This window comes from Streptomyces sp. NPDC002104 (assembly GCF_053593795.1).
On sequence record NZ_JBSFDF010000015.1, the window covers coordinates 100,610 to 122,026 of the forward strand.

The 21,417-nt window shown below is 73.4% G+C and carries 19 protein-coding genes; 7 read left to right on the forward strand and 12 right to left on the reverse strand.

Features of this window, described 5'->3' with window-relative positions; all coding sequences use genetic code 11:
- Positions 1-3 precede the first annotated feature (3 nt).
- The 4 genes from ACWCP2_RS16015 to ACWCP2_RS16030 form a co-directional block, all read right to left on the reverse strand.
- On the reverse strand, positions 4-804 hold the full coding sequence (locus ACWCP2_RS16015) for an enoyl-CoA hydratase/isomerase family protein (RefSeq protein WP_450909178.1): 801 nt from the start codon (positions 802-804) through the stop codon (positions 4-6).
- A gap of 716 nt (positions 805-1,520) precedes the next feature.
- Positions 1,521-3,755: an acetate--CoA ligase family protein gene (locus ACWCP2_RS16020; RefSeq protein WP_450909179.1), complete on the reverse strand. Its 2,235-nt coding sequence runs from the start codon at positions 3,753-3,755 to the stop codon at positions 1,521-1,523.
- Between the two features lie 268 nt (positions 3,756-4,023).
- Positions 4,024-4,365 (reverse strand): DUF5713 family protein, encoded by a 342-nt coding sequence (locus ACWCP2_RS16025; RefSeq protein ID WP_450909180.1) that lies wholly within the window; start codon positions 4,363-4,365, stop codon positions 4,024-4,026.
- 145 nt (positions 4,366-4,510) lie between these two features.
- Positions 4,511-5,695: a flavin-containing monooxygenase gene (locus ACWCP2_RS16030; RefSeq protein WP_450909181.1), complete on the reverse strand. Its 1,185-nt coding sequence runs from the start codon at positions 5,693-5,695 to the stop codon at positions 4,511-4,513.
- A gap of 275 nt (positions 5,696-5,970) precedes the next feature.
- Here ACWCP2_RS16030 and ACWCP2_RS16035 point away from each other — a divergent pair, with 275 nt between their 5' ends.
- A complete protein-coding gene (locus tag ACWCP2_RS16035; RefSeq protein ID WP_450909182.1) occupies positions 5,971-6,411 on the forward strand; it encodes a Zn-ribbon domain-containing OB-fold protein in 441 nt (146 codons plus the stop codon).
- A gap of 90 nt (positions 6,412-6,501) precedes the next feature.
- Here the strand turns inward: ACWCP2_RS16035 and ACWCP2_RS16040 are convergent, their stop codons facing one another.
- From ACWCP2_RS16040 to ACWCP2_RS16055, 4 genes are all read right to left on the reverse strand, one after another.
- On the reverse strand, positions 6,502-7,185 hold the full coding sequence (locus tag ACWCP2_RS16040) for a pyridoxine/pyridoxamine 5'-phosphate oxidase (RefSeq protein ID WP_450909183.1): 684 nt from the start codon (positions 7,183-7,185) through the stop codon (positions 6,502-6,504).
- Between the two features lie 139 nt (positions 7,186-7,324).
- Positions 7,325-8,254 (reverse strand): D-alanyl-D-alanine carboxypeptidase family protein, encoded by a 930-nt coding sequence (locus ACWCP2_RS16045; protein WP_450909184.1) that lies wholly within the window; start codon positions 8,252-8,254, stop codon positions 7,325-7,327.
- A 318-nt stretch (positions 8,255-8,572) separates the two neighbouring features.
- Positions 8,573-9,502 (reverse strand): D-alanyl-D-alanine carboxypeptidase family protein, encoded by a 930-nt coding sequence (locus ACWCP2_RS16050; protein ID WP_450909185.1) that lies wholly within the window; start codon positions 9,500-9,502, stop codon positions 8,573-8,575.
- A gap of 98 nt (positions 9,503-9,600) precedes the next feature.
- Entirely contained in the window at positions 9,601-10,830 is a 1,230-nt protein-coding gene (locus ACWCP2_RS16055; RefSeq protein ID WP_450909186.1) for an acetyl-CoA acetyltransferase, read from the reverse strand.
- A gap of 89 nt (positions 10,831-10,919) precedes the next feature.
- Here ACWCP2_RS16055 and ACWCP2_RS16060 point away from each other — a divergent pair, with 89 nt between their 5' ends.
- The 3 genes from ACWCP2_RS16060 to ACWCP2_RS16070 all read left to right on the forward strand — a co-directional run bounded on the left by ACWCP2_RS16060 (position 10,920) and on the right by ACWCP2_RS16070 (position 13,252).
- Positions 10,920-11,411: a nucleotidyltransferase domain-containing protein gene (locus ACWCP2_RS16060; RefSeq protein ID WP_450909223.1), complete on the forward strand. Its 492-nt coding sequence runs from the start codon at positions 10,920-10,922 to the stop codon at positions 11,409-11,411.
- Between the two features lie 135 nt (positions 11,412-11,546).
- Positions 11,547-12,779: an acyl-CoA dehydrogenase family protein gene (locus ACWCP2_RS16065; protein WP_450909187.1), complete on the forward strand. Its 1,233-nt coding sequence runs from the start codon at positions 11,547-11,549 to the stop codon at positions 12,777-12,779.
- The gene (locus ACWCP2_RS16070; RefSeq protein ID WP_450909188.1) at positions 12,779-13,252 is read left to right on the forward strand and encodes a nitroreductase family deazaflavin-dependent oxidoreductase; all 474 of its coding nucleotides are present in this window, start codon (positions 12,779-12,781) and stop codon (positions 13,250-13,252) included. The genes ACWCP2_RS16065 and ACWCP2_RS16070 overlap by 1 nt, the downstream gene beginning before the upstream one ends.
- A gap of 49 nt (positions 13,253-13,301) precedes the next feature.
- Here ACWCP2_RS16070 and ACWCP2_RS16075 read toward each other — a convergent pair whose 3' ends face one another.
- A complete protein-coding gene (locus ACWCP2_RS16075) occupies positions 13,302-13,949 on the reverse strand; it encodes a TetR family transcriptional regulator (RefSeq protein ID WP_250742709.1) in 648 nt (215 codons plus the stop codon).
- A 301-nt stretch (positions 13,950-14,250) separates the two neighbouring features.
- On the opposite strand from ACWCP2_RS16075, the gene ACWCP2_RS16080 reads away from it, so the two are divergent.
- Complete coding sequence (locus tag ACWCP2_RS16080; protein ID WP_450909189.1) at positions 14,251-15,051, forward strand: VOC family protein; 801 nt, start codon at positions 14,251-14,253, stop codon at positions 15,049-15,051.
- 10 nt (positions 15,052-15,061) lie between these two features.
- Here the strand turns inward: ACWCP2_RS16080 and ACWCP2_RS16085 are convergent, their stop codons facing one another.
- Positions 15,062-16,726, reverse strand: a complete 1,665-nt coding sequence (locus ACWCP2_RS16085) for a hypothetical protein (RefSeq protein ID WP_450909190.1) — start codon at positions 16,724-16,726, stop codon at positions 15,062-15,064.
- Positions 16,727-17,131: 405 nt separating this feature from the next.
- Here ACWCP2_RS16085 and ACWCP2_RS16090 point away from each other — a divergent pair, with 405 nt between their 5' ends.
- Together ACWCP2_RS16090 and ACWCP2_RS16095 are read left to right on the forward strand one after the other, a co-directional pair.
- On the forward strand, positions 17,132-19,570 hold the full coding sequence (locus tag ACWCP2_RS16090) for an outer membrane protein assembly factor BamB family protein (RefSeq protein ID WP_450909191.1): 2,439 nt from the start codon (positions 17,132-17,134) through the stop codon (positions 19,568-19,570).
- A 157-nt stretch (positions 19,571-19,727) separates the two neighbouring features.
- Complete coding sequence (locus tag ACWCP2_RS16095; protein WP_450909192.1) at positions 19,728-20,222, forward strand: peptidylprolyl isomerase; 495 nt, start codon at positions 19,728-19,730, stop codon at positions 20,220-20,222.
- A 124-nt stretch (positions 20,223-20,346) separates the two neighbouring features.
- Here the strand turns inward: ACWCP2_RS16095 and ACWCP2_RS16100 are convergent, their stop codons facing one another.
- A complete protein-coding gene (locus ACWCP2_RS16100; RefSeq protein ID WP_450909193.1) occupies positions 20,347-20,904 on the reverse strand; it encodes a hypothetical protein in 558 nt (185 codons plus the stop codon).
- Between the two features lie 78 nt (positions 20,905-20,982).
- On the reverse strand, positions 20,983-21,324 hold the full coding sequence (locus ACWCP2_RS16105) for a putative quinol monooxygenase (protein WP_450909194.1): 342 nt from the start codon (positions 21,322-21,324) through the stop codon (positions 20,983-20,985).
- Positions 21,325-21,417: the final 93 nt, after the last annotated feature.

Here is a 21,417-nt window from a genome sequence, read left to right on the forward strand (position 1 = left end):
CGCTCAGCGGCCGAGGTATTTCGGGGTGCGGCGCTCCACGAAGCTCGCGACGCCCTCGTTCGCGTCGGCGGTGCCCATGTTTAGCTCCTGGGCGGTGGCCTCGGCGGCGAGTGCGGTCGCCCGGTCGCTGTCCAGGGAGGCGTTGACCAGCTGCTTGGTCAGGGCCAGGGCGCGGGTCGGGCCCTGGGCGAGGCGCTCCGCCCACTCCCTGGCGGTGTCCGCGAGGGCCTCGGCGGGGACCACCTTGTTGACGAGCCCGAGCCGCTCCGCCTCGGCGGCGGGGACGGCGTCTCCGAAGAACATCAGCTCCTTCGCCTTCTGCGGGCCGAGGAGGCGGGGGAGGAGGTACGCGCCGCCGCCGTCGGGGACCAGGCCGCGGCGGACGAACACCTCGATGAAACGGGCCGGTTCGGCGGCGATGACGAGGTCGCAGGCGAGCGCGAGGTGGGCGCCTATGCCGGCTGCGGTGCCGTTCACGGCGGCGATGACCGGCTTCTCGCAGTCGAGCACGGCGGTGATCAGGCGCTGTGCGCCGAGCCGGATCATGCGGGCCACGTCGCCGACGACGCGCTCTGTGGGGGTGGGGGTGGCGGGGGCGGGGGCTCCGCGGAGGTCGGCGCCCGCGCAGAAGCCCTTGCCGGTGGCGGTGATGACGACGGCGCGGACGTCGGGGTCGGCGGAGGCTTGGGCGAGCAGCGCGATGACGCGCTCGCGCTGGTCCCAGGTGACGGCGTTCATGGCCTCCGGCCGGTTGAGGGTGATCCAGCAGACGCCGCTCTCTTGGCGGTGGAGGACTTCGTCCATGGTGACTCCTGCTCGTGGGTAGGTGGGTGGGTGCGGCGGCGTCCGTCGGTCGCCTCAAACGCCGGCGGGGCTGGGGGTGGCCTGGGCGCTGGGCTGGGCTGGCTGCGGGTGGGGGCCGGTGCCGGGGGCGAGGTGGGGTGTCGGCCTGGACTGCATGATTTAGGCGCCCTGCCCCCTACTTTTGACAGTTGTGGCTTTCCTGTGCGCCACAAATCACGCTTTACGTCCCGGCCAACACCCCACCCCGCCCCCGTCCCCGGCCCGGCACGCCGCAGCCTCCGACCCTGGGGGTCTTTGAGTTCCGGCCGGGCGGGCCAACCCTGGCCGGGAGGGCTATCGACCCCGGCTGGGAGGGTTCCGGCCTGGCCCGGGCGACGGCCCGTTCCGGGCTGGGTGCCCCTGTCCCTGGCTGGGGTGTGGTTTTTCAGCCGTCCGGCGTTTGAGGACCGGGGTCTGGGGCGGAGCCCCAGGTCTTTGGGGTCCGGGCGCAGCCCGGGGCCCTTCCCGCCCGGCCGGGTCGGCCCGGGTGCCTCCTTCAGCCTCGCCGGCGTTTGAGGCGCGGGTCCGGGCAGCGCCCGGGGAACGGTGGAAGGGTGGGTAGGGGACTTCGCCCCGCAGGGCCCACCCAGCCGCACACGGCATGCGGGCCCCGCGCCGGGCGGCGGTGGCCCCGGCCTGCCGCCGCCGGACGGAGTCCGCGACAGGGGGCGGCCGGCTCAGTGGCAGATGGCGAGGGCGTCCAGGGCCACCGCCCCCTGGCCTCGGGGGAGGACCATCAGCGGGTTGATGTCCAGCTCCGACAGCTCGTCGCCCAGTTCCAGCGCCATCCGCTGGACCCGGAGGATGACCTCCACCAGCGCGTCGACGTCGGCGGGCGGCGCCCCCCGTACGCCCTCCAGCAGCGCGTGCCCCCGCAGTTCCCCGAGCATCGCCCGCGCCTGGTCCTCGCCGAAGGGGGGTACCCGTACGGCCACGTCGTGCAGGACCTCCACCAGGACTCCGCCCAGTCCCACCGTCACGGTCGGGCCGAAGAGGTCGTCCTGGGTGACGCCGACGACCATCTCGACGCCGCGTTCCACCATCTGGCAGACGAGGATGCCGTCCAGCGGGACGTTCTCGTAGCGGGCGATGTCCGTCAGTTCGCGGTAGGCGTCGCGGATCTGGCTCGCCGAGGTGAGGCCGATCTTGACCAGGCCCAGTTCGGTCTTGTGGGCGAGCTGGGGGCCCGAGGCCTTCATGACGACGGGGTATCCGACGAGTCCGGCCGCTCGTACGGCTGCTGCGGCGCTGGTCACCAGTTGTTCGCGGGGCACGCGGATCCCGTAGGCGCGCAGGAGCTGCTTCGCCGCGTGTTCGCTGAGCTGCTGGCCGGGGCGCATGAGGGCCTGGGCCTTGCGGAAGGAGGGGGAGGTGGTGCGGGGGGCGTCCTCGAAGGGGGAGCGGTAGGCGGCGGTGAAGCGGTGGTGGCCCAGGTAGGCGCGGACGGCGGTGATGCAGTTGCCGAAGGTGCGGAAGGTCGCGACCCGGGAGGAGCCGAGGAGGGTGGTGCGGTAGGCCTCCTCCGTGCCGACGGGGGAGCCCCAGATCACGCAGATCAGCTTGTCGGTCTGTTCGGCCGCGTCGACCAGGTCCTGGGCCAGTTTGTCGCTCATCGGGGGGAAGGGGCCGGTGATCGGACAGATCAGGACGCCTACGGAGGGGTCCGCGAGGATCGCGTCGATGATTTTGCGGCCGCGCCAGTCGCCGACCGGGTGGCCGCCGTTGTCCACGGGGTTGGAGACTCCCAGGTAGGGGGGAATCCACTGGTGCAGTTCGTCCTGCTTGGCCTGGGAGAGGGTGGGGATGCTGAGGCCCGCCTCGGTGGCCAGGTCGGAGAAGTGGGCGCCGGTGCCGCCGGAGATGGAGTAGACGACCACGCCGTCGGCCAGTGGCTTGCGGGCCCGGGCCAGGAGGGCGGCGGTGTCCTGGAGTTCGTCGAGGCCGTCGACGCGGATGACGCCGAACTGCCGCATGGCGGCGTCGACGACGGTGTCCGCTCCGGTCAGCTTCCCGGTGTGGGAGGCGGCCATGCGGGCGCCGGTCTCGGTGCGGCCGACCTTGACGGCGACGACGGGGACGCCGTTGCGGGCGGCCCGGTCGGCGGCCAGGAGGAACTGGCGGCCGTCCTTGAGCCCTTCCACGTAGCAGGCGATGGCCCCGACCTCGGGCTGCTCGGCGAAGTAGGAGATGAAGTCGGAGGTTTCGAGGTCGGCCTCGTTGCCGGTGGGCGCCCAGTGGGAGAGGCGGATGCCGAGCTCCTGGAGGGTGTAGACCGGGCGGCCCTGGTGGCCGGACTGGGTGATGAGGGCGATGGCCGGGCCGTCGAGGTCGTCGCGGAACTTCTCGAAGGCGTTGAGGTTCGTGTTGGGGCCGAGGAGGCGCAGGCCGGAGCGCTGTACGGCGGCGCCCAGGCGGGCCTGGGCGGCGGCGCCCTCGTCGCCGGTCTCCGCGAAGCCGGAGGCGAAGGCCACGGCGAACTTGACCTTGGCTTCCGCCAGTTGCTCCACGACGGGGAGCGGATCGGCGACGAGGAGGACCGCGAGGTCCACCTGTTCGGGCAGATCGGCCACGGAGGCGTGGCACGGCAGCCCGAAGACCGTGGCCCGGGTGGGGTGCACGGGGTGGAGCCGGGCACCGACGCGTTCCGCCCAGGCGATGAGCTGGCGGGTGATGCCGGTGTTCGGTCTGCCGTCGGCGTCCGAGGCGCCGATGACCGCCACGGACTCGGGCCGGAAGAACCGGTCCAGGTCGGGAGCGTCGGCGTGCAGGGGCCGACCGCTGACGTCCAGCGCGACCGTGTCCTCGGCGGACGGAGCCGCTGTGGAGTGGACGGCCGTCCTGGGGGTCTCCCCGCAGGCCTCGACACGTGCGCGGAAGTCGGTGGTGAGGGTGCCGTGAGTAGATCCAAGCATCGTTCCGCCCGCTCCTGCTCGATGAACCTCGACGAATCTCAATAACTGACGCGTAGTCAGATTACTGAACTGACGTGCCGTCAGGAACAGGGATGCACAGGAAAGCTGGTGGAGGTGATGTGTGGAACGCCCGCCGGCCGGTTCCGGGGTGCGGTGTGCCGGGCCGCCCGGGGGCGTTCAGGGAACGGTCTCAGATGGCCGCGGGCCCGGTCCAGACCACTATTCGGCCGAGGTCAGCGGGCCGAGGGCCGCCGCCGGCCCCCGGTGCTCACCACTCGCGGGGGGCGATGAGTGCCTCTATGTCCGCGTCCGGGAACCCGTACGCGGAAGCCACGAAGGCGAAGTCCTCGGCGATCTCCTCGCGCGCCACGGTCTCGATCTGGCTCCCCGCGGCCTCGAACTCCGCCTCCAGCAGGTTGAACTCCTCGGTCGCGGCCCCCGTCAGCGCGTACAGCGCGGTGAGGTCCGCGGGCGGCTCTTCCTCGATGCGCGCGCACAGGCGCCGCAGGATGTCCCGGCCCTTGTCGAGGACGTGGTCGGGGTAGTAGGCGTCCGCGTAGAGCGGCTTGAGGAAGGTGCGGGCTGCTGCCCGGGCGTTCGTGAGCGGCACGGTGATCCCCCATGGTCGGGTGCTGGGTCGATGTGCCGATGGTGCACCGGGCCACTGACAACGGGCCGGATGCCGGGGGTGGGGGCTGTCGGGTGCGGGTGCGGGTGCGGGTGCCGGTGTGGGTGACGGGTGTGGGGCGTGTGGGCTACGCGCCGGTCGTGCGGGCGATGCGTTTGGCGATCTTCTCGGCGTCCAGGGCCAGTTCGCGGAGGTTTCCGCTGATCGGGTTGGTGAAGCCGGTGAAGTACAGGCCCGGGGCGCTGGGCGGGGTCTTCGCGCCGTGGACGCGGGGGCGGCCCCGGTCGTCCAGTACGCCGAGTCCGCCCACCAGGCCCTCCAGGGCGCGGCGGTAGCCGGTGGCCGCGATGACGGCGTCCGGGGTGATCCGGGAGCCGTCCGCGAGGACCACCTCGGCCCCGTCGAAGGACTCGACGGCGGCCACGGGCTCCACCCGGCCCGTGCGGACCGCGTCGATCAGGCCGACGTCCTGGATCGGGATGGCCCCCTGCCTGACCCTGCTGTACAGGCCGGTGGCGGGGCGCGGGAGTCCGTACGCGGACAGGTCCGGGACCGAGACCCTGCCGACGATCGCGCCGAGCCGGTCGACCAGCCGGACGGGGAGCCGCCGGACCAGGATGCCGGTCCGCTGGGAGGGCCATCCCGCGGTGGAGCGGCGCAGGATGTGCGGGGCCGTGCGCACCGCGAGCCGGACCCGGGAGGCGCCGCCTTCGGCGAGGTCGACGGCTATCTCGGCGCCCGTGTTGCCGACGCCGACGACGAGGACGTCCTGGCCGGCGTAGGGGGCGGGGTTGCGGTACTCGGCGGCGTGCGCGAGGGGGCCCTCGTAGGTGCCCCGGCCGGGCCAGTCGGGGACGAAGGGGGTGTGGTTGAAGCCCGTCGCGACCACGACCGCGCGGGCCGCCATGACGCGGCCGCCGGTGGCGTGCAGGGTCCACCCGGGGGCGGTGTGGTGGGGGTCCGTACTCGGCTCGAGGCGTGTCACCTCGATGCCGGTGGCGATCTCCAGCTCGTGGAACTCGGCGTACTTCTCGAGGTACCGCACCACGTTCTCGCGCGCCACCCAGCGTCCGAAGCGGCGCGGTATGGCCAGGCCCGGCAGGGCGGAGAGGCGGCGCGTGGTGTGCAGGTGGAGGCGGTCGTAGTGCCTCCGCCAGGAGGCGCCGACCGACTCCGACTTCTCCACGACCACCGCACGGACCCCGCGTGCGCGCAGCGCGGCGGCGACGGCGAGGCCGCCGGGGCCGGCGCCGATCACGTAGACCGGGCGGGGCTGGGTGGACAGGTCGAGTGCTGCGGGGACTGCGGGCATGAGGTGTGAGCGTATCGCCGTACGGGGCCGGTGGGTCTCGGACGAGGAGGGAATCGGTTGCGGATCGATCACGGGGAGTGGCGGGGCGGTGCGGGTGGGGCGATGGCGAGGGGGCGCCGGGCGCCGGGCGTTGGGCTCTTCGGGCCGCCGGCCCTCGGGAGTGAGCATGCGTGCATGAGCGGGACGTGCGGGACGGGGGCTTGTGGGATGGGGCGGGATCCGCTGAACTGACGGTACGTCAGGTAGGTGGTGGGTGTGCCCGGAGGAGTGGTGTCGTGAGTACTGGAGCCGGTACGGCTGCGCGGTTCGACCTGCCGGAGATCGACGATTTCACGCGGCCCTACTGGGACGCGGCGGCGCAGGGCCGGCTGCTGCTGCGCCGCTGCGGGGACTGCGGGAAGGCCCACCACTACCCGCGGGAGTTCTGCCCGGCCTGCTGGGCGGGGGAGGACCGCGTGACGTGGGAGACGGCGAGCGGGCGGGCCGCGCTGTACACCTGGTCGGTGATCCACCGGAACGACCTGCCGCCCTTCGGGGAGCGGGTGCCGTACGTGGCGGCGGTGGTGGACCTCGAGGAGGGCCCGCGCATGATGACCGAGGTCGTGGGCGCGGAAGGGCCGCGGCTGCGCGTGGGCATGGCCCTGGAGGTCACCTTCCGCGAGGCGGCGGAGGGCATCTGGGTCGCGGTCTTCACTCCGGCGGAACCCCCGGCCTGACACTCGCCAGGCCCCCGCCGACGGAGCCGGACCGGACCGTACCGGCCCACTGAACGATCTCCGTCCGGTCCTCCGTACGAGCCCGCGGCCTCAGGGCCACAGGAGGTGGCGGGTCCAGGGGGCGGAGGGCGTGGGGGAAGAGGGCGTACGGGTGTAGCGCAGGCGGGTGTGGAGGCGGGCCGCGTCGCCCTGGAAGAACTCGATCTCCGTGGGGGCGAGGACGTACCGGGTCCAGGTCGGCGCCGGGGCGTCCGGCTCCGCGCCGGCCCGGTCCCAGGACCGCGCCGCCGCTGCGGCCAACTCCTCCCGGGAGTCCAGCACCTCGCTCTGCCGCCCCGTCAGCGCCGCCGCCAGCGCCCCGCGCGTACGGGCGGCCAGGTCGGCCCGGCTCTCCGCCGCGTCGCAGGCGGTGACCCGTCCCCGGAAGCGGATCTGGCGGGCCACCGCCGGCCAGTAGAAGCCCAGCGCGGCCGCCGGCTGCCCGGCCAGTTGCCGGCCCTTGGTGCTGGTGGAGTGCGAGGCGAAGTGCAGGCCGCGCTCGTCGGCGTCGTGCAGCATGAGCGTCCGTACGTCGGGCCGCCCCTGCGCGTCCACCGTCGCCAGGCTCATCGTGTGCGGCTCGGGCTGCCCCGCCTTGGCGGCGTGCGTGAACCACTCCCGGAACAGTTCGAGCGGATCGGCCGGCGCGGTGGCCGTGTCGAAGGAGGGCAGCGGGCCGTCCCAGACGCGCAGGGAGTGCAGGGTGGCGTGGAAATCGCTCAGGTCGCTCGTCATGCCCCCATCGAACACCACGCGGCTTGGCCGTCACTGCGGGAAAAGCCGAACGGGGGCGCCCCGCCCGACCGGTGGGGTCGGGCGGAGCGCCCCCGTGGAACGTCCGCGTGCTCCGGCAGGACGTCAGGGCGTCACGACATCAGTCGAGGACGTCCGGGATGGGCTCGGTGGCGCTGCGCTGCAGCGAGGACGTGGCGGCCGGTCCGGCCGCCCAGTCGATCAGCTTGATCGCGTCCGGGTAGCGCTCCTCGTCCTTCAGCAGGACGCCGATGACCGTCTTGCCGTTGCGGGTCGCGGCGAAGACGATGCACTTGCCGGCGGCCGTACCGGTGCCGGTCTTGACGCCGATGGCGCCCGGGATCGCGTAGCCGCCGGGACGGGGCTGGATCAGCAGGTTGGTGTTCTTCCACGTGGCGACGGTGGACGTGCCGCCGCTGCTGTACGCGGTGGTCTTCACGATGGCCTTGAACTGCGTGTAGCGCATCGCGGTGCGGGTGAGCTTCGCGAGGTCGCGCGCGGTGATGTAGTTGTTGCCGCGCGAGATGCCGTCGAAGGTGTCGTAGTGGGTGTTGGTCATCCCAAGGTCTTTCGCCTTGGTGTTCATCTTCGAGATGAAGCTCTGGACGCGTGCCGCCCGCGTCGAGCCCTGTCCGAAGGTGTCGGCGAGCGCGTAGGCGGCGTCGCAGCCCGAGGGCAGCATCATCGCGTACAGCAGCTGGCGGACGGTGGGGGTGGCGCCGGCCTTCAGGTAGGCCGTGCTCGCGCCCTCGCGGGCGACGTAGTTCAGGTGCTCCTGCTGGATCGTGACCTTCTTGTCGAGGTCGAGGCTCGACCGGGTGAGGACGACCAGCGCCGTCATGATCTTCGTGGTGCTGGCCCCCTCACGCCTGGTGTCGCCGCCCTTGCTGGTGAGCGTGGCGCCCGTGGAGGCGTCCAGCACGAAGGCGGAGGCGGCGGTGGTGGGCGGCGCGGAGGCGGCCTGGGACGGCGAGGCGACCGTCAGGAGCGCGCCGGTGGCGACGGTGACGGCGAGAGCGGCGCGCGAACGCCGCAGCAGGTTCGATATCAAGTCAGTTCCCGTGATGGCTGGAGATTCCCCGAAGGGGCCGCGGACACCTGGGTGCCGGCCCCTCCGGGAGCTTACGCAGCCGGACGGGAAAGGAGATCGGCCGCGTCCGGGATTGATGGTGCCGGAGGTGCGCAACGGCCCTCCGCGGCGGGGGTGATGGGTCCCCGTGGGGGTTTCGCGGCGTTTGCCTACGTGGTCCGCGAGCCCGTGCCCGCCTCGCTGCGGGGGATGACGAACGGGGGCGCCCCGCCCGGCCGCGGTGGCCGGGCGGAGCGCCCCCGCGGATGTCACGGCATCGGGGCGTCAGGCGTCACTGCATCAGTCGAGGACGTCCGGGACGTGCTCGGGGACGGCGCGCTTGGTGGTGGCGCCGGCGGCCGGGCCGAGGGCCCAGTCGGTGAGCTTGATCGCGTCCGGGTAGCGGTCGTCGGACTTCAGCAGGACACCGATGATCGTCTTGCCGTTGCGGGTCACGGAGAAGACGAGGCACTGGCCCGCCTTCGTTCCGCTGCCCGTCTTGACGCCGATGGCGCCGGGGGTCTGGTAGACGTGTCCGGGCTTGATCAGCAGGTTGGTGTTCGTCCACGTGGCGTCCGTGGAGGTGCCGTCGCTGCTGTAGGAGGTGGTCTTCACGACCGACTTGAAGGTGGTGCCCTTCATCGCCGCGCGGGTGAGCTTCGCGAGGTCGCGGGCGGTGGACTGGCCCTTCCCCGCGGGGGAGATGCCGTCGAAGCTGTCGTAGGTGGTGTTGGCCATGCCGAGGGTCTTCGCCTTGGCGTTCATCTTCGCGATGAAGTCCGCGACGCGGGCCGCCCTGGTCGTGCCCGAGCCGAAGGTGTCGGCGAGCGCGTAGGCGGCGTCGCAGCCCGAGGGCAGCATCAGCGCGTACAGCAGCCGGCGGACGGTCGGAGTGGCGCCGGCCTTCAGGTGGGCCGAGCTCCCGCCCTCCCGGTAGACGTAGTCCAGGTACTCCTGCTGGACCGTGACCCGCTTGTTCAGGTCGAGGCCCGGCGTGGTGAGGACCACGTAGGCCGTCATGATCTTCGTGGTGCTGGCGATCTCACGCTTGGTGTCGCCCAGCTTGCTGGAGAGGGTGGCGCCCGTGGTGCCGTCCATCAGGAAGGCCGAGGCGGCCAGCGTCGGCGGCCCGGAGACGGCCTGGGCCGGCGAGGCGACCGTCAGGAGCGCGCCGGTGGCGACGGTGATGGCGAGAGCGGCGCGAGAACGCCGCAGCAGGTTCGATATCAATTCAGTTCCCCGTGGTGGCTGGAAGTTCCCCGTGAGGGCCGTGGGCACCGAGGTGCCCGGCCCGTCCGGGAGCTTACGCAGCCCCTCCGACAGGACGATCAGTCGCGTCCCAGGATCACGGTCCCCGACGAACAGAACCAGCCGCCCGTGCCCGAGGCGACGGCCACCTGTGGGAGGGTTCCGCCGCGTTTGCGCACCTGGCCCTCGCCCGCCTCGCCGCGGAGCTGGCGTACCGCCTCGACGAGGAGGAACAGGCCGCGCATGCCCGGATGGCAGGCGGAGAGTCCGCCGCCGTCCGTATTGACCGGGAATTCGCCGTCCCGCAGGAGGCGGCCCTTCTCCACGAACGCGCCGCCCTCGCCCTTCGCGCAGAAGCCGAGGTCCTCCAGGGTGACGAGCGTCATATAGGTGAAGGCGTCGTAGATTTCGGCCAGATCCACGTCCGCCGGGGTGAGCCCGGCGCGGGCGAACGCCCGGCGGCCCGAGACGGCCGCCGGGGAGACGGTGAAGTCCTCCCACTCCGACATGGTGGTGTGCGAGACGGAGGTGCCGGAGCCGAGGATCCAGACGGGCTCCTTGGCCGTGTCCGGTACGTAGTCCTCCGCGGCCAGCAGGACCGCGCAGCCGCCGTCCGAGCGGATGCAGCAGTTCAGCTTCGTGAAGGGGTCCGCGATCATTCCGGAGGACAGGACGTCGTCGACGGTGATGGGGTCGCGGAACATCGCGTCCGGGTTGGTGGCGGCGTTCGCCCGCGCCTGGACGGCGACTTCGGCGAGCTGCTCCAGCGTCGTGCCGTACTCGTGCATGTGGCGGCGCGCGGCCATCGCGTACTTGGAGACGAGCGTGTGCCCGTACGGGACCTCGAACTGCAGCGGTCCCCCCGCCCCGAAGGAGAGGTTCGAGGTCCGGCGGCGGGCCTTGATGTCGGCGCGCGCGGTGGATCCGTAGACGAGGAGGACCGCGTTGGCGTGGCCGGCCGCGATGGCGTCGGCGGCGTGGGCGGCCATGACCTCCCAGGTGGAGCCGCCGACCGAGGTGGAGTCGACCCAGGTGGGGCGCAGGCCCAGGTACTCGGCGACCTCCACGGGCGCCAGGATCCCGAGGCCGGCCGAGGCGAAGCCGTCGATCACCGAGCGGTCCAGGCCGGAGTCGGCCAGGGCCCGGCGGGCGGCCTGTGCGTGCAGGGCGTACGGGGTGGGTCCGTCCACCCGGCCGCAGTCCGAGAGGGCGACGCCGACGACGGCGACCCGGCGGGGCCGGGCCCGGGGGCCGGCGGTGTCGGCGTCGTCGGTGGCGGAGGCGGAGAGGGGTCCAGGCGTGGCAGGCATGGAGCGACGGTACAACTGACGTACCGTCAGATGCTAGGGGGTCCCGACGGGTTGAGCGGGGCGGTGGTTCCTCCTAGGCTGCCCGCGTGATGGAGGCCGCCGATGTGCTGTCCGTGCTGGCGCTGCTGCGCCGGGCGGGGGCGGACGTCTGGGTCGGTGGCGGGTGGGGGATCGACGCGCTCCTCGGGCGCCGGACCCGGGAGCACCGCGATCTGGACCTGATGCACCGGCGGGAACAGGAGCCCGCCCTGGTGGCGGCCCTCGTGGAGGCGGGCTTCGCGCAGACCCTCGACTGGCGGCCCGTGCGGTTCGTCGTCGCGCACGGCGACGGCCGGGAGATCGACCTGCACCCGCTGGTCTTCGCGGACGACGGCTCGGCGGTCCAGGCCTCACTGGAGCCGGAGCGCCCCTTCCGCTACCCCGCCTCGTCCTTCGTGACGGGCCGCATCGGGGGGAGCGCCGTCCCGTGTCTGTCCGCCGAGCAGCAGGTCCACTTCCATCAGGGCTACGAGCCCACCGACCGCGACCGCCAGGACATGGCGCAGCTGCGCCGGGCCTTCGGGATCGCCACCCACTTCTGAGGCGCGGGGCGGCGCCCCTGTGACGCCTTGCGCGGCGCCGCCCCGGCGATCGGCTTCGGGGCGGTCCTCCCCCTGTGCTTATGGCGCCGCTCGCCCTAACATGACGGCCCGTCAGATACGGGGAGGAGCCCGACGATGGATGCCGCCTTCACCGCGGAGCAGGACGAGATACGGCGTACCCTGCGCGAGATCCTGGGCAAACGCTGCGGCCCGGACGAGGTCAAGGCCGCCGTCCGCACCGACGCCGGATACGACGCCGAGCTGTGGCAGCGGCTCGCCCGGCAGCTCGGGCTGCCCGGCACGGCCGTGGCCGAGGAGTACGGGGGCGCCGGCTGCACCTCCGCCGACCTGGTCCTGGCCTGCGAGGAGACCGGGCGGGTGCTGCTGCCCTCGCCCCTGCTGGCCACCGCCGTGCTCGCCGTACCGCTGGTCACCGCCCTGGGGACCGCCGCCCAGCGCTCCGCCCTGCTCCCGCCGCTCGCGGCGGGCGGGCTCACCGCCGCGCTCGCCGTGCCCGGCCCCGCCCTGGCCACCGCCCTCGCGCTGACCGGGGACAACGCCCCGGGCGACTGGGCCGGCGGCGGCCGCGCCGGCGGGGTGCAGGCCCGCGCCGTGGACGGCGGCTGGCGGCTGTACGGGGAGGTGGCCCAGGTGCTCGACGGCCACAGCGCCTCGCTGCTGCTGGTCGCCGCGCACACGGGCGGCTTCGCCCGCAGCCGTACCCTGCTGTTCCTCGTACGGGAGGACGCGCCCGGCCTGGTACGGGCCCGGCAGGCCACCCTGGACGAGACCCGCCCGCAGGGCCGCGTCCAGCTCCGCGACGTCGAAGCCGAACTCCTCGGCGGCGAAGAGGCCGACGTGGCCGGAGCGCTCGCCGCCACCGGACGCGGAGCCGCCGCCGTCCTGGCCGCCGAGGCGGTCGGCGCGGCCGGGCAGGCGCTCGCCCGCACCGTGGAGTACGTACAGCAGCGCGAGCAGTTCGGCCGGGCCATCGGCTCGTTCCAGGCGGTCAAACACCGCCTCGCCGACCTCTACGTGCAGGTCCAGGCGGCCCGCTCCGCCGCCTACTACGCCGCCTGGGACCCGGAACAGGGCGCACTCGCCCTGGCCCAGGCCCTCGAAGCGCTGCGGATCACCGCCGGCGAGGCCATCCAGCTGCACGGCGGCATCGGCTTCACCTGGGAGCACGACGCGCACCTGTACTTCAAGCGGGCGGCCGCCGACGAACTGCTCTTCGGCCCCGTCCACCGGCTGCGCGCCCACGCCGCGGAAGCCGCCGGGCTGTTCGCCCCCGCGGCCCCCGCATCCGTGCGCGGAGCAGCACCAGCCCCCGCCCCCGCCCCACGGAACGAGAAGGTGGCCGTCTGATGGCGCCCGGAGTCAAGCTGATGCAGAAGGTCTCCTCGACCATGCTGTTCGCCAGGATCGCACCGCACTTCATCCCCGCCATGGACAAGGCGGTGCACAGGCTGACCCGCGGCAAGGTCATCCTCAGCGCCCAGATGCTCCCCGGCGTGATCCTCACCGCCAGGGGAGCCAAGACCGGCGAACCGCGCACCACCCCGCTCGCGTGCATGCCGGAGCAGGACGGGGCGAGCTGGATCCTGATCGGCTCGAACTTCGGCCGCCCCGGACACCCGGCATGGACCGGGAACCTGCTCAAGAACCCTGACGCGGAAGTGAGTTGGAAAGGTCAGGACATCGCCGTACGCGCCCGCCTGCTGGCGGGGGAGGAACGCGCGGCGGCGTGGCAGGCGGTGCTGAAGTTCTGGCCGCCTTACGCGGCGTACCAGGCGCGCATCGAGCGCGAGATCCGGTTGTTCCGCCTGGAGCGTCGCTGATCGCGGCGGAAGGCCCGTAGGGGCGGCGGACCCGGTGCGGGTCCGCCGCCTACTTCGTGGGCTTCTTGCCCGTGATGCCCAGGTGGACCAGGAGGGCCAGGTTCGGCTTGAGTTCCGCCTGCTTGACGCCCCAGGTCTGGAACCCCTTCTGGTGCGAGGCGACCGCCGCGAGCATGGCGACCAGCGAGCCGGCCATCGCCGCCGGACTCACGTCCTTGTCGACCTTGCCCTTGGCCTGGAGCTCCTTCATCGACTCCGTCAGGGAGTTGGTGACGGAGTTGAGGATCTTCATGCGGATCTTGTAGAACCGCTTGTCGCCCTCGGCCGCACCGAGGTCGACGACCCGCAGGATCGCGTCGTTGCGCCGCCAGAACTCCAGGAAGCCGTCGACGAGTTCCTCGGCCGCCGCCCAGCCCGCCTTGCCGACCCACGCGCGCCCCTCGACCAGTGAGGTCAACTGGGCGCCCTCGTTGGCCATGCGCTCCGCGATCTCCAGGACGGCGCCCTCGACGTCCGGGAAGTACTGGTAGAAGGTCGCGGGGGAGGTACCGGCCTTGCGGGCGACGTCGATCACTTTGACGTCGCGGTACGGCGAGGAGCTGAGCATCTCGCTGAGGCAGTCGAGCAGCTTCTGCCTCGTCGCCTGACCGCGCCGGCCGGCAACGCGGCCGTCGACGGTGCGTACTTGTCCTGTCATGCCGTCAGCTTACCGAGGGGTGATCGGCGCGCGATTCGGCCGCCTGCAAATGGGGTGACGGGACGCCTGGCCTGGGCGTACGCCCGTCCCGGCCCCCCGGTGCGATGGATTCCGGCCGGTCGGTCGCCCCGGGCGCGCCGTCCGTCCGCGGGCCTTGTCCCCCGAATAGTCTTATCAACAGGCTGTGGACAAGTTTTCGGGCACATCATGATCCGGAGGACATGACTGGGCGAACGAGGCAGAACGTGCGCGGAGGGTCCACACCCTTGCACACCCCCGCACAACGGAAGGAACCGGGCTCATGGCCGCATTCGCGGAAGGCTCACCCTGCTGGGTCGACGCCTCCCTGCCGGACGTGGAAGCCGGCAAGCGCTTCTACGGTGAGCTCTTCGGGTGGACCTTCGCCGACAGCGCGGGAGCCGAGTACGGCCACTACACCCAGGCCTACAGCCGCGGCCGCAACGTCGCCGCGCTCGCGCCCAAGCCCGACGGCCGCATGCCGACCGTCTGGGGGGTCTACCTCTACACCACCGACGCCTACGCCTGCGCCCAGCGCATCCGCGCCGCCGGCGGCCAGATGGTGATGGACCCGATGCCGGTCGGCCCGTACGGGACCGCCGCGATGGCCGCCGACCCCGGCGGGGCCGTCTTCGGGCTGTGGCAGCCCGGCACCCACCACGGCTTCGACGCCCAGAACGAGCCCTACACGTACTGCTGGTCCGAGGTGTACACCCGGGCCCGCGACGCCGTGGACGTCTTCTACGCCAAGGTCTTCGGCTACGTCCCCGAGGACCAGAACGACGAGGCGTCGGGCATCGAGTACCGCGTCTGGTCCCCGCCCGGCAGGGCGCCCGGCTCGGAGACCGCCGTCCTGGGGCGCAGCCTGATCACCGACGCCTTCCCGGAGATCATGCCCGCGCACTACCTCGCGTACTTCGCCGTCCCGGACTGCGACCAGTCCGTCGCGATGGTGCAGCGCCTGGGCGGCCGGGTCACGGCCGACCCCTTCGACACCCCGTACGGGCGCATCGCGGTGGTCGCGGACAACCAGGGCGCGGTCTTCGGGCTGCTCTCGGAGCCGCGGACGAGGACGGGCGGCTAGCGCCTCGCCGCTACGGCTTCACGGTGACCTCGTCGTGGCGGCTCTCGGCGTCGAAGTGCTTGCCGTCCGCGTCGCGGTAGCGGGCGATCCAGGTGCCGCTGCCGTCCGCGGTGAAGGCGTGGCTGAAGGTGCCGTCCCCGTCGGTCCGCGAGTGGCCCTGGTAGACGTACTCCTGGCTGCCGGCGGGCTGGAAGTAGAACAGCACGAGCTGCCCGCCGTAGGCCTTCGCCGGGGTTCCGTGCCGCAGGGTGCCCTTGACGGAGAAGGTCTCGCCCTTGCGCGGCGGCTCCGGCGTCACGTTGAACTTCGTGAACTCCGTCGCCGTGCGGGTCAGCCGCACGGGCTCGGTGACGGAGCCCTGCATGCGGGCCGCGGCGGCGTAGCGCAGCCGCCAGTAGCCGTCCGCCTCGCCCGGCACGGTCCGGTCGAAGCGGGCGGTGCCGAGGTCCACGGTGAAGACGGTGCGCGTCTTCCAGTCCGTCCTGCCGTCGGCCGAGTACTGGACCTCGACCAGGGTGGGGGCCGGGCTGAGGGGCTTGTGGGCGAGGCCTCCGGTGAAGGTCACGCCGGCGGAGCCGATCGTGGTCCGGACATCGGTGAAGTAGCCGACCTCGACGACCTCGACGTCCGTACTGACGCTGACGTACCGCAGCCACGGGGAGCGGCCGCCCGCCCAGGTGGTCCGCACCGGGCCGCGGCGGACCGTCGTCAGCTGCCGCTCGAACCGGCCGTCCGCCGTGGTCCTCGGCTCACCGGTGAGGTCCGCGAGCATCGGCGTGCCCTCGGGGACGGGCTTGCGCGTGCCGTCCGCGGCGGTCCTGAAGGCCTGGCCGGTGATCGTGGTGGTGGATCCGTACCGGGCCTTGATCTTCCGGGACCCGGGGTCGAGGACGATCTCGGCCTTCTGGCGGACCGCGCGCGCGGTCTCGCTGCCGCTCCCGGGGCTCAGGTCCGGGGTCTCCAGTACGTCGACGCGCACATCGGTGTGGTCCTCCGTACCCCGGAAGGTGAACGGGGACGACACGTGGCCCCGCGCGTCCGTGGTCGCCTCCTGCGAGGTGCGGTCGCCGGAGAGGCGGACCCTGGCGTTCCTCAGCGGGGCGCTCGCACCGGTCCGCGGGTCGAGGGTGGTCACGTCCGCCGACACGGTGGTCCCGAGGTGGTCGAGGGAGACCCCGTCCGCCGCGTCGACCTCGCCGACCACCGAGCGCAGCCGGTAGTCGAAGTCCCCGCAGACGACGGGCTCGGCGTCGGGGCCGAGTTCGAGGGTGTACACCCCGAGGGCGGCCAGCTTGAGCGGTTCCGAGACCAGCTGGAAGTCGGGGAAGACGCCCTCCGGGTCGGTCACCTTGCGGAACGTGCCGACGGAGGCGGTGCGCAGCCCCGTCCCCTTGTCCCGCAGGTGGACGACGAGGCCGTCGGGCACGCCCGTCCCGTCCTGCGCGCTGTGGACGCTGAGGGACCCGTCCTGCCGGGCGTACATGTCCGGCGGGCAGACGGCGGCCGCTGCGGGTGCGGCGGGCACGCCGGCATCCGCGGGTGCGGCGGAGTCGGGGGCCGCGGCGGACGGGCCGGGCGCACCGGACGGACCGGCCCCGTCGGCCGCGGCGTGCACCGACCCCGTCACGGCAAGGCCCCCGAGCAGCGCTGTGGCGGCCACTACGGCTGAAGTCAAACGGTGACGCACGGATCCCCCCGGACATGGACGAGCCCGACCGGACGTGGACGGGCTCAACGCGGGCTTAGACCCGCGGCACCCCCGAGGGGTTGTACGCCTTTCCGCGCGGGTTGCCGGCGACGGGTGACGGGCCGCGTGCTGCGCGGGCCGATCGGTGCGCGTTCGTGGCGAGGTCGTCCCGGCTCACCCGCCGTGCCGGGGCCGGACCGGGCGCGGGCCTGACAGAATCGGGGGTGCGCGACCCGGGCGGCCCCCGGGAGTGAGACGCTGCACCGGGCAGGACCCCGCGGCGGATCGCGCGCATCCGGTGACGTGACGGCGATGACGGCGGCGCCACCGGCGACGGCTGGAAGAGCGGGGCCCGCGAGGGACCCCGTACGGGGATGGGTGTGGAGGCGAGTGGTGGAGCAGCTGACGCAGCACGACCCGAGACGGATCGGCCCCTTCGAGGTGCTGGGACGGCTCGGCGCCGGCGGCATGGGGCTGGTCTATCTCGCCCGCTCGGCGTCCGGACGCCGGGTGGCGATCAAGACGGTGCGCACCGAGCTCGCCGAGGACCAGCTGTTCCGCGTCCGTTTCACCCGTGAGGTGGAGGCGGCCCGCGCCGTCTCGGGCTTCTACACCGCGGCCGTGGTCGACGCCGACCCGCGCGCGGCCGTGCCGTGGCTGGCCACCGCCTACGTGCCGGCGCCCTCCCTGGAGGAGATCGTCCACGAGTGCGGGCCCATGCCCGCCCAGGCCGTACGGTGGCTCGCCGCCGGCATCGCCGAGGCCCTGCAGTCCATCCACGGGGCGGGCCTGGTCCACCGCGACCTGAAGCCGTCCAACGTGCTCGTCGTCGAGGACGGCCCGCGCGTGATCGACTTCGGCATCGCCAGCGGGGTCTCCAACACCCGCCTGACCATGACGAACGTGGCCGTCGGCACCCCCGCGTACATGTCGCCCGAGCAGGCCAAGGACTCGCGCAGCGTCAAGGGCGCCAGCGACGTCTTCTCGCTCGGCTCCACACTGGTCTTCGCCGCCACCGGGCACCCGCCGTACCACGGGGCGAACCCGGTGGAGACGGTGTTCATGCTGCTGCGCGAGGGCCCCAACCTGGAGGGGCTCCCCGACGAGCTCCGCCCGCTGATCGACTCCTGCATGCAGATGGACGCCACGCAGCGGCCGACCCCGGCCGACCTGCAGGCGCAGCTCGCCCCGCACCTCTTCGAGGGCGGCGACGAGAGCGGTACCGCCTCGGCGTGGCTGCCCGAGCGGGCCGTCGCGATGATCGAGGCCCGGCGCGCCGGGCACCGCAACGCGGCCGCCGCTGCCGCCGCGGCGGCCGCCGCCGTACCGAAGCCGGCGCTGCCCCGGGCCGGGGTCTCCGCGCCCATCGAGAGCGCCGGTCCGGCCGCCGGTCCGGCCGCCGGTCCCGCCACGCACCGCCGCCCGCGCGGCGGCGCCGACCCCTGGGCCGACCCGCGGACCGGCCAGGCCGTCCCGCAGCGGCCCGAGCACCCCCCGATGGCGCCCTCGGGCGACCCGGTCCGGCTCGGCGGCTCCCCGGTGCCCATCGGCCCCGGCCCGCAGGCCTCCGCCGCGGCCCCGGCCGCCCACGCCGCCGCCGCGGACTCCGCGACCGGCTGGATCCGGCCGCCCGCAGGCACCCCGGCGGCGGGCCCCGCGCCCTCGGTCCTGGTACCGAACCCGGGCCCGGCCCCCGACAGCGGCCGCTGGCGGCCCTGGCGGTTCCGGATGTCCAACGAGGTCTGGGGCACCCCGACCGTCGCCGGCGACCTGCTCTACGTCACCTCCTTCGAGGTGCACGCCCTGGACGTGGCCAGCGGCCGCCGCCAGTTCAAGACCCGCGACGTCGCCTGGTCCATGGCCGTCTCCGACGGCCGCATCCACGCCTCCGACGGCCCCTCCCTCTACGCCCTCGACGCCACCGACGGCTCCGAGCGCTGGCGGCTGTCCGCCGACGCCTGGGTGTACGCCCTGCGCGCCGACCGGGGCACCGTCGTCACCGCCACGCGCGGAGGCGGCGTACAGGCCTGGGAGTCCTCCAGCGGGCACAAGCTGTGGGAGCTGACCGGCGCGCAGAGCGAGTTCGAGACCGCCGAGGCGGCCCCCGTCCTGCACGACGGCACGGTCTACGTGTGGCAGGACGCCCGGCTGCGCGCCCTCGACGCCCGCTCCGGCCGGGAGTCCTGGTCGTACCCGGTCGGCGACGCGTCCTCCTGCGGGAACGTGCCCGTACGGGTCACCCCGGCCCCCGACGGCAACGTCTACGTCGCCGCCGGGACCCGGGTGATCTCCGTGGACCGGGCCTCGGGCCGGGTCCGCTGGCACTTCGAGGCCCCCGCCGTGTTCCTCGCGCCCCCGGCCTTCGCGCCCGGCGCGGCCGTCACGGGCGGCGGGGTCTACCTCGCCGACTACCTGGGCACCGTCTACGCCCTGGACGCGGCCACCGGCAAGGACCGCTGGCGCATCGCCACCGAGCCCCGGCAGTCCGCCGACCCGGTCCTCGTCGCCGCGGGCAACGTCCACCTGGCCGCGGGCAGCGCCGTGTACACGCTCGACGCGGTCACCGGCACCCCGAAGTGGCGGTTCGCGGCGGGCGGGGAGATCACCGGTTCCCCGGCGGTCGCGGACGGCCGCGTCCACTTCGGCTCGGCCGACCACTGCCTGTACACCCTCGACGCGGCGGGCGGCCAGCTCCGCTGGAAACTGGCCACCGGCGGGGAGATCACCGGAGCCCCGGTGGCCGAGGCGGGCGTGGTCTACGCGTGCAGCAAGGACCGCTGCGTCTACGCCCTGGACGCCGCCAAGGGCACGGGAACCCGTACGGGGACCTGACCGGAACCCGTACGGCAACCGGACCCGGCCCGGCTCCGGCCCGCCCCGGGCCCGCCCCCGGCCCGGCCCCCGCCTGAGCTGCGGCTGAGCCGTCCGGGGGCCCGGTCGCGGCCCCCTAGGGGGCGCGCACCGCACCGGGAGTGACAGGATGGACCCCATGAGCAACGTATTCTTCGACATCAAGATCGACGGCGCCGACGCCGGCCGCATCGTCTTCAACCTCTTCGACGAGGTCGTCCCGCTGACCGCCCGCAACTTCCGCGAGCTGTGCACCGGCCAGAACGGCTTCGGCTACGCCGGCTCCGGCTTCCACCGCGTCATCCCGCAGTTCATGCTGCAGGGCGGTGACTTCACCAACCACAACGGCACGGGCGGCAAGAGCATCTACGGCGAGAAGTTCGCCGACGAGAACTTCAACCTGAAGCACGACCGCAAGTACCTGCTGTCGATGGCGAACGCCGGCAAGAACACCAACGGCTCGCAGTTCTTCATCACCACCGTCCTCACCCCGTGGCTCGACGGCAAGCACGTCGTCTTCGGCGAGGTCGTCCAGGGCCAGGAGATCGTCGACGCGATCGAGAAGCTCGGTTCCCCCTCGGGCTCCACCAAGGGCAAGATCGAGATCGCGGCGTCCGGCGTCGTCGAGGCCTGATCCCCACCCCGCCCGCAACGGCTGGCCGGCCCCGCCCCCTCAGGGGGCGGGGCCGCCGTCATGTCAGGGTGCGGGGCCCCAGTCCCGCAGGGCCACGAGCCGCACCCGCCCACCGGACGAAGCGCTACGAACGGTCCTGCGGCGGAGGCGGCCAGGCCGACGGGCCCGGGGGATGGGCGGGGTCCTCGACCGGCTCCCGGTAGGGCTCCTGATACGGCCCCGGGACGGGCTCCCGGGCACCCCGGTCACGCCGGTCGCGCCGCCGGGGCCGCCCGCTCATCACGGCCGCCGCGAGGAGGAGCAGCGCACCCGCGCCGAAGGCGTTGGCGAGCCCGTCACCGAGCCCCGCGCCGTCCCCGCCGACCGACAGGCTCCCCGCCGCCTGCCCCTGCCGAACCATCCACAGCACGGCGAAGCCGAGGACGACGACCCCGGAGAAGGCCATGAGCAGCCGGGAGCGCAGCACGATCGCGCTCAGCGCGACCAGGGCGGCGAAGAGGAACGGCAGCAGCAGCGAGCCCAGCAGGGCGGCCTTGTCGTCGGTGATCCCGGCGGAGCTGAACAGCTCCTCGATGCGGTAATCGCGTCCGTGACGGCCGTCGTACCAGGCGCGGAAGGGGCTCCAGACGGCGGCCGTCGCTCCGATCAGACCCAGGAGCGAGCCGAGTACGTTGCGGATCATGCCCGGCCCTCCGGGGGGAGTGGGTCTGGATCTCGATCCCGACGCTACGCCCGCCCCCGGAGTCCCGCATGCGGAGTCCTACGAGGGGAGCGCCGGCGGGAAGACCCGTACGACCGGCGCCCCGGCCAGCAGGGCCGCCGTGCGCGACAGGGCCGCCGCCAGGTGCGGGGAGGCCAGGTGGGCCTCCCAGGAGGCGCCGTCCGCCCACTCCTCCAGGACGACCCAGGCGCCCGGAGCGCTCGGGTCCTCGTACGCGCGGTAGGAGACGTTGCCCGGTTCGGCCCGGGTCGGCGCGACCAGGGACAGGGCCTGGGCGCGGACCTCCGGCTCCAGACCGGGCCGGGCCTGGAGGCGGGCGATCGCCGTGATGACGCCGGCGCCCGTGGCGGCGGTGGTGGTGGCCGTGGTCTCGTCGGTCATGGTGTGTCCCCCCGGGGATCGGTCGTGACGCGTCGCCGTCACGGTACCGGGGCGCCCTGCACGCCTCCTGGTAGCGTGCCGCCCGTTGTTCGA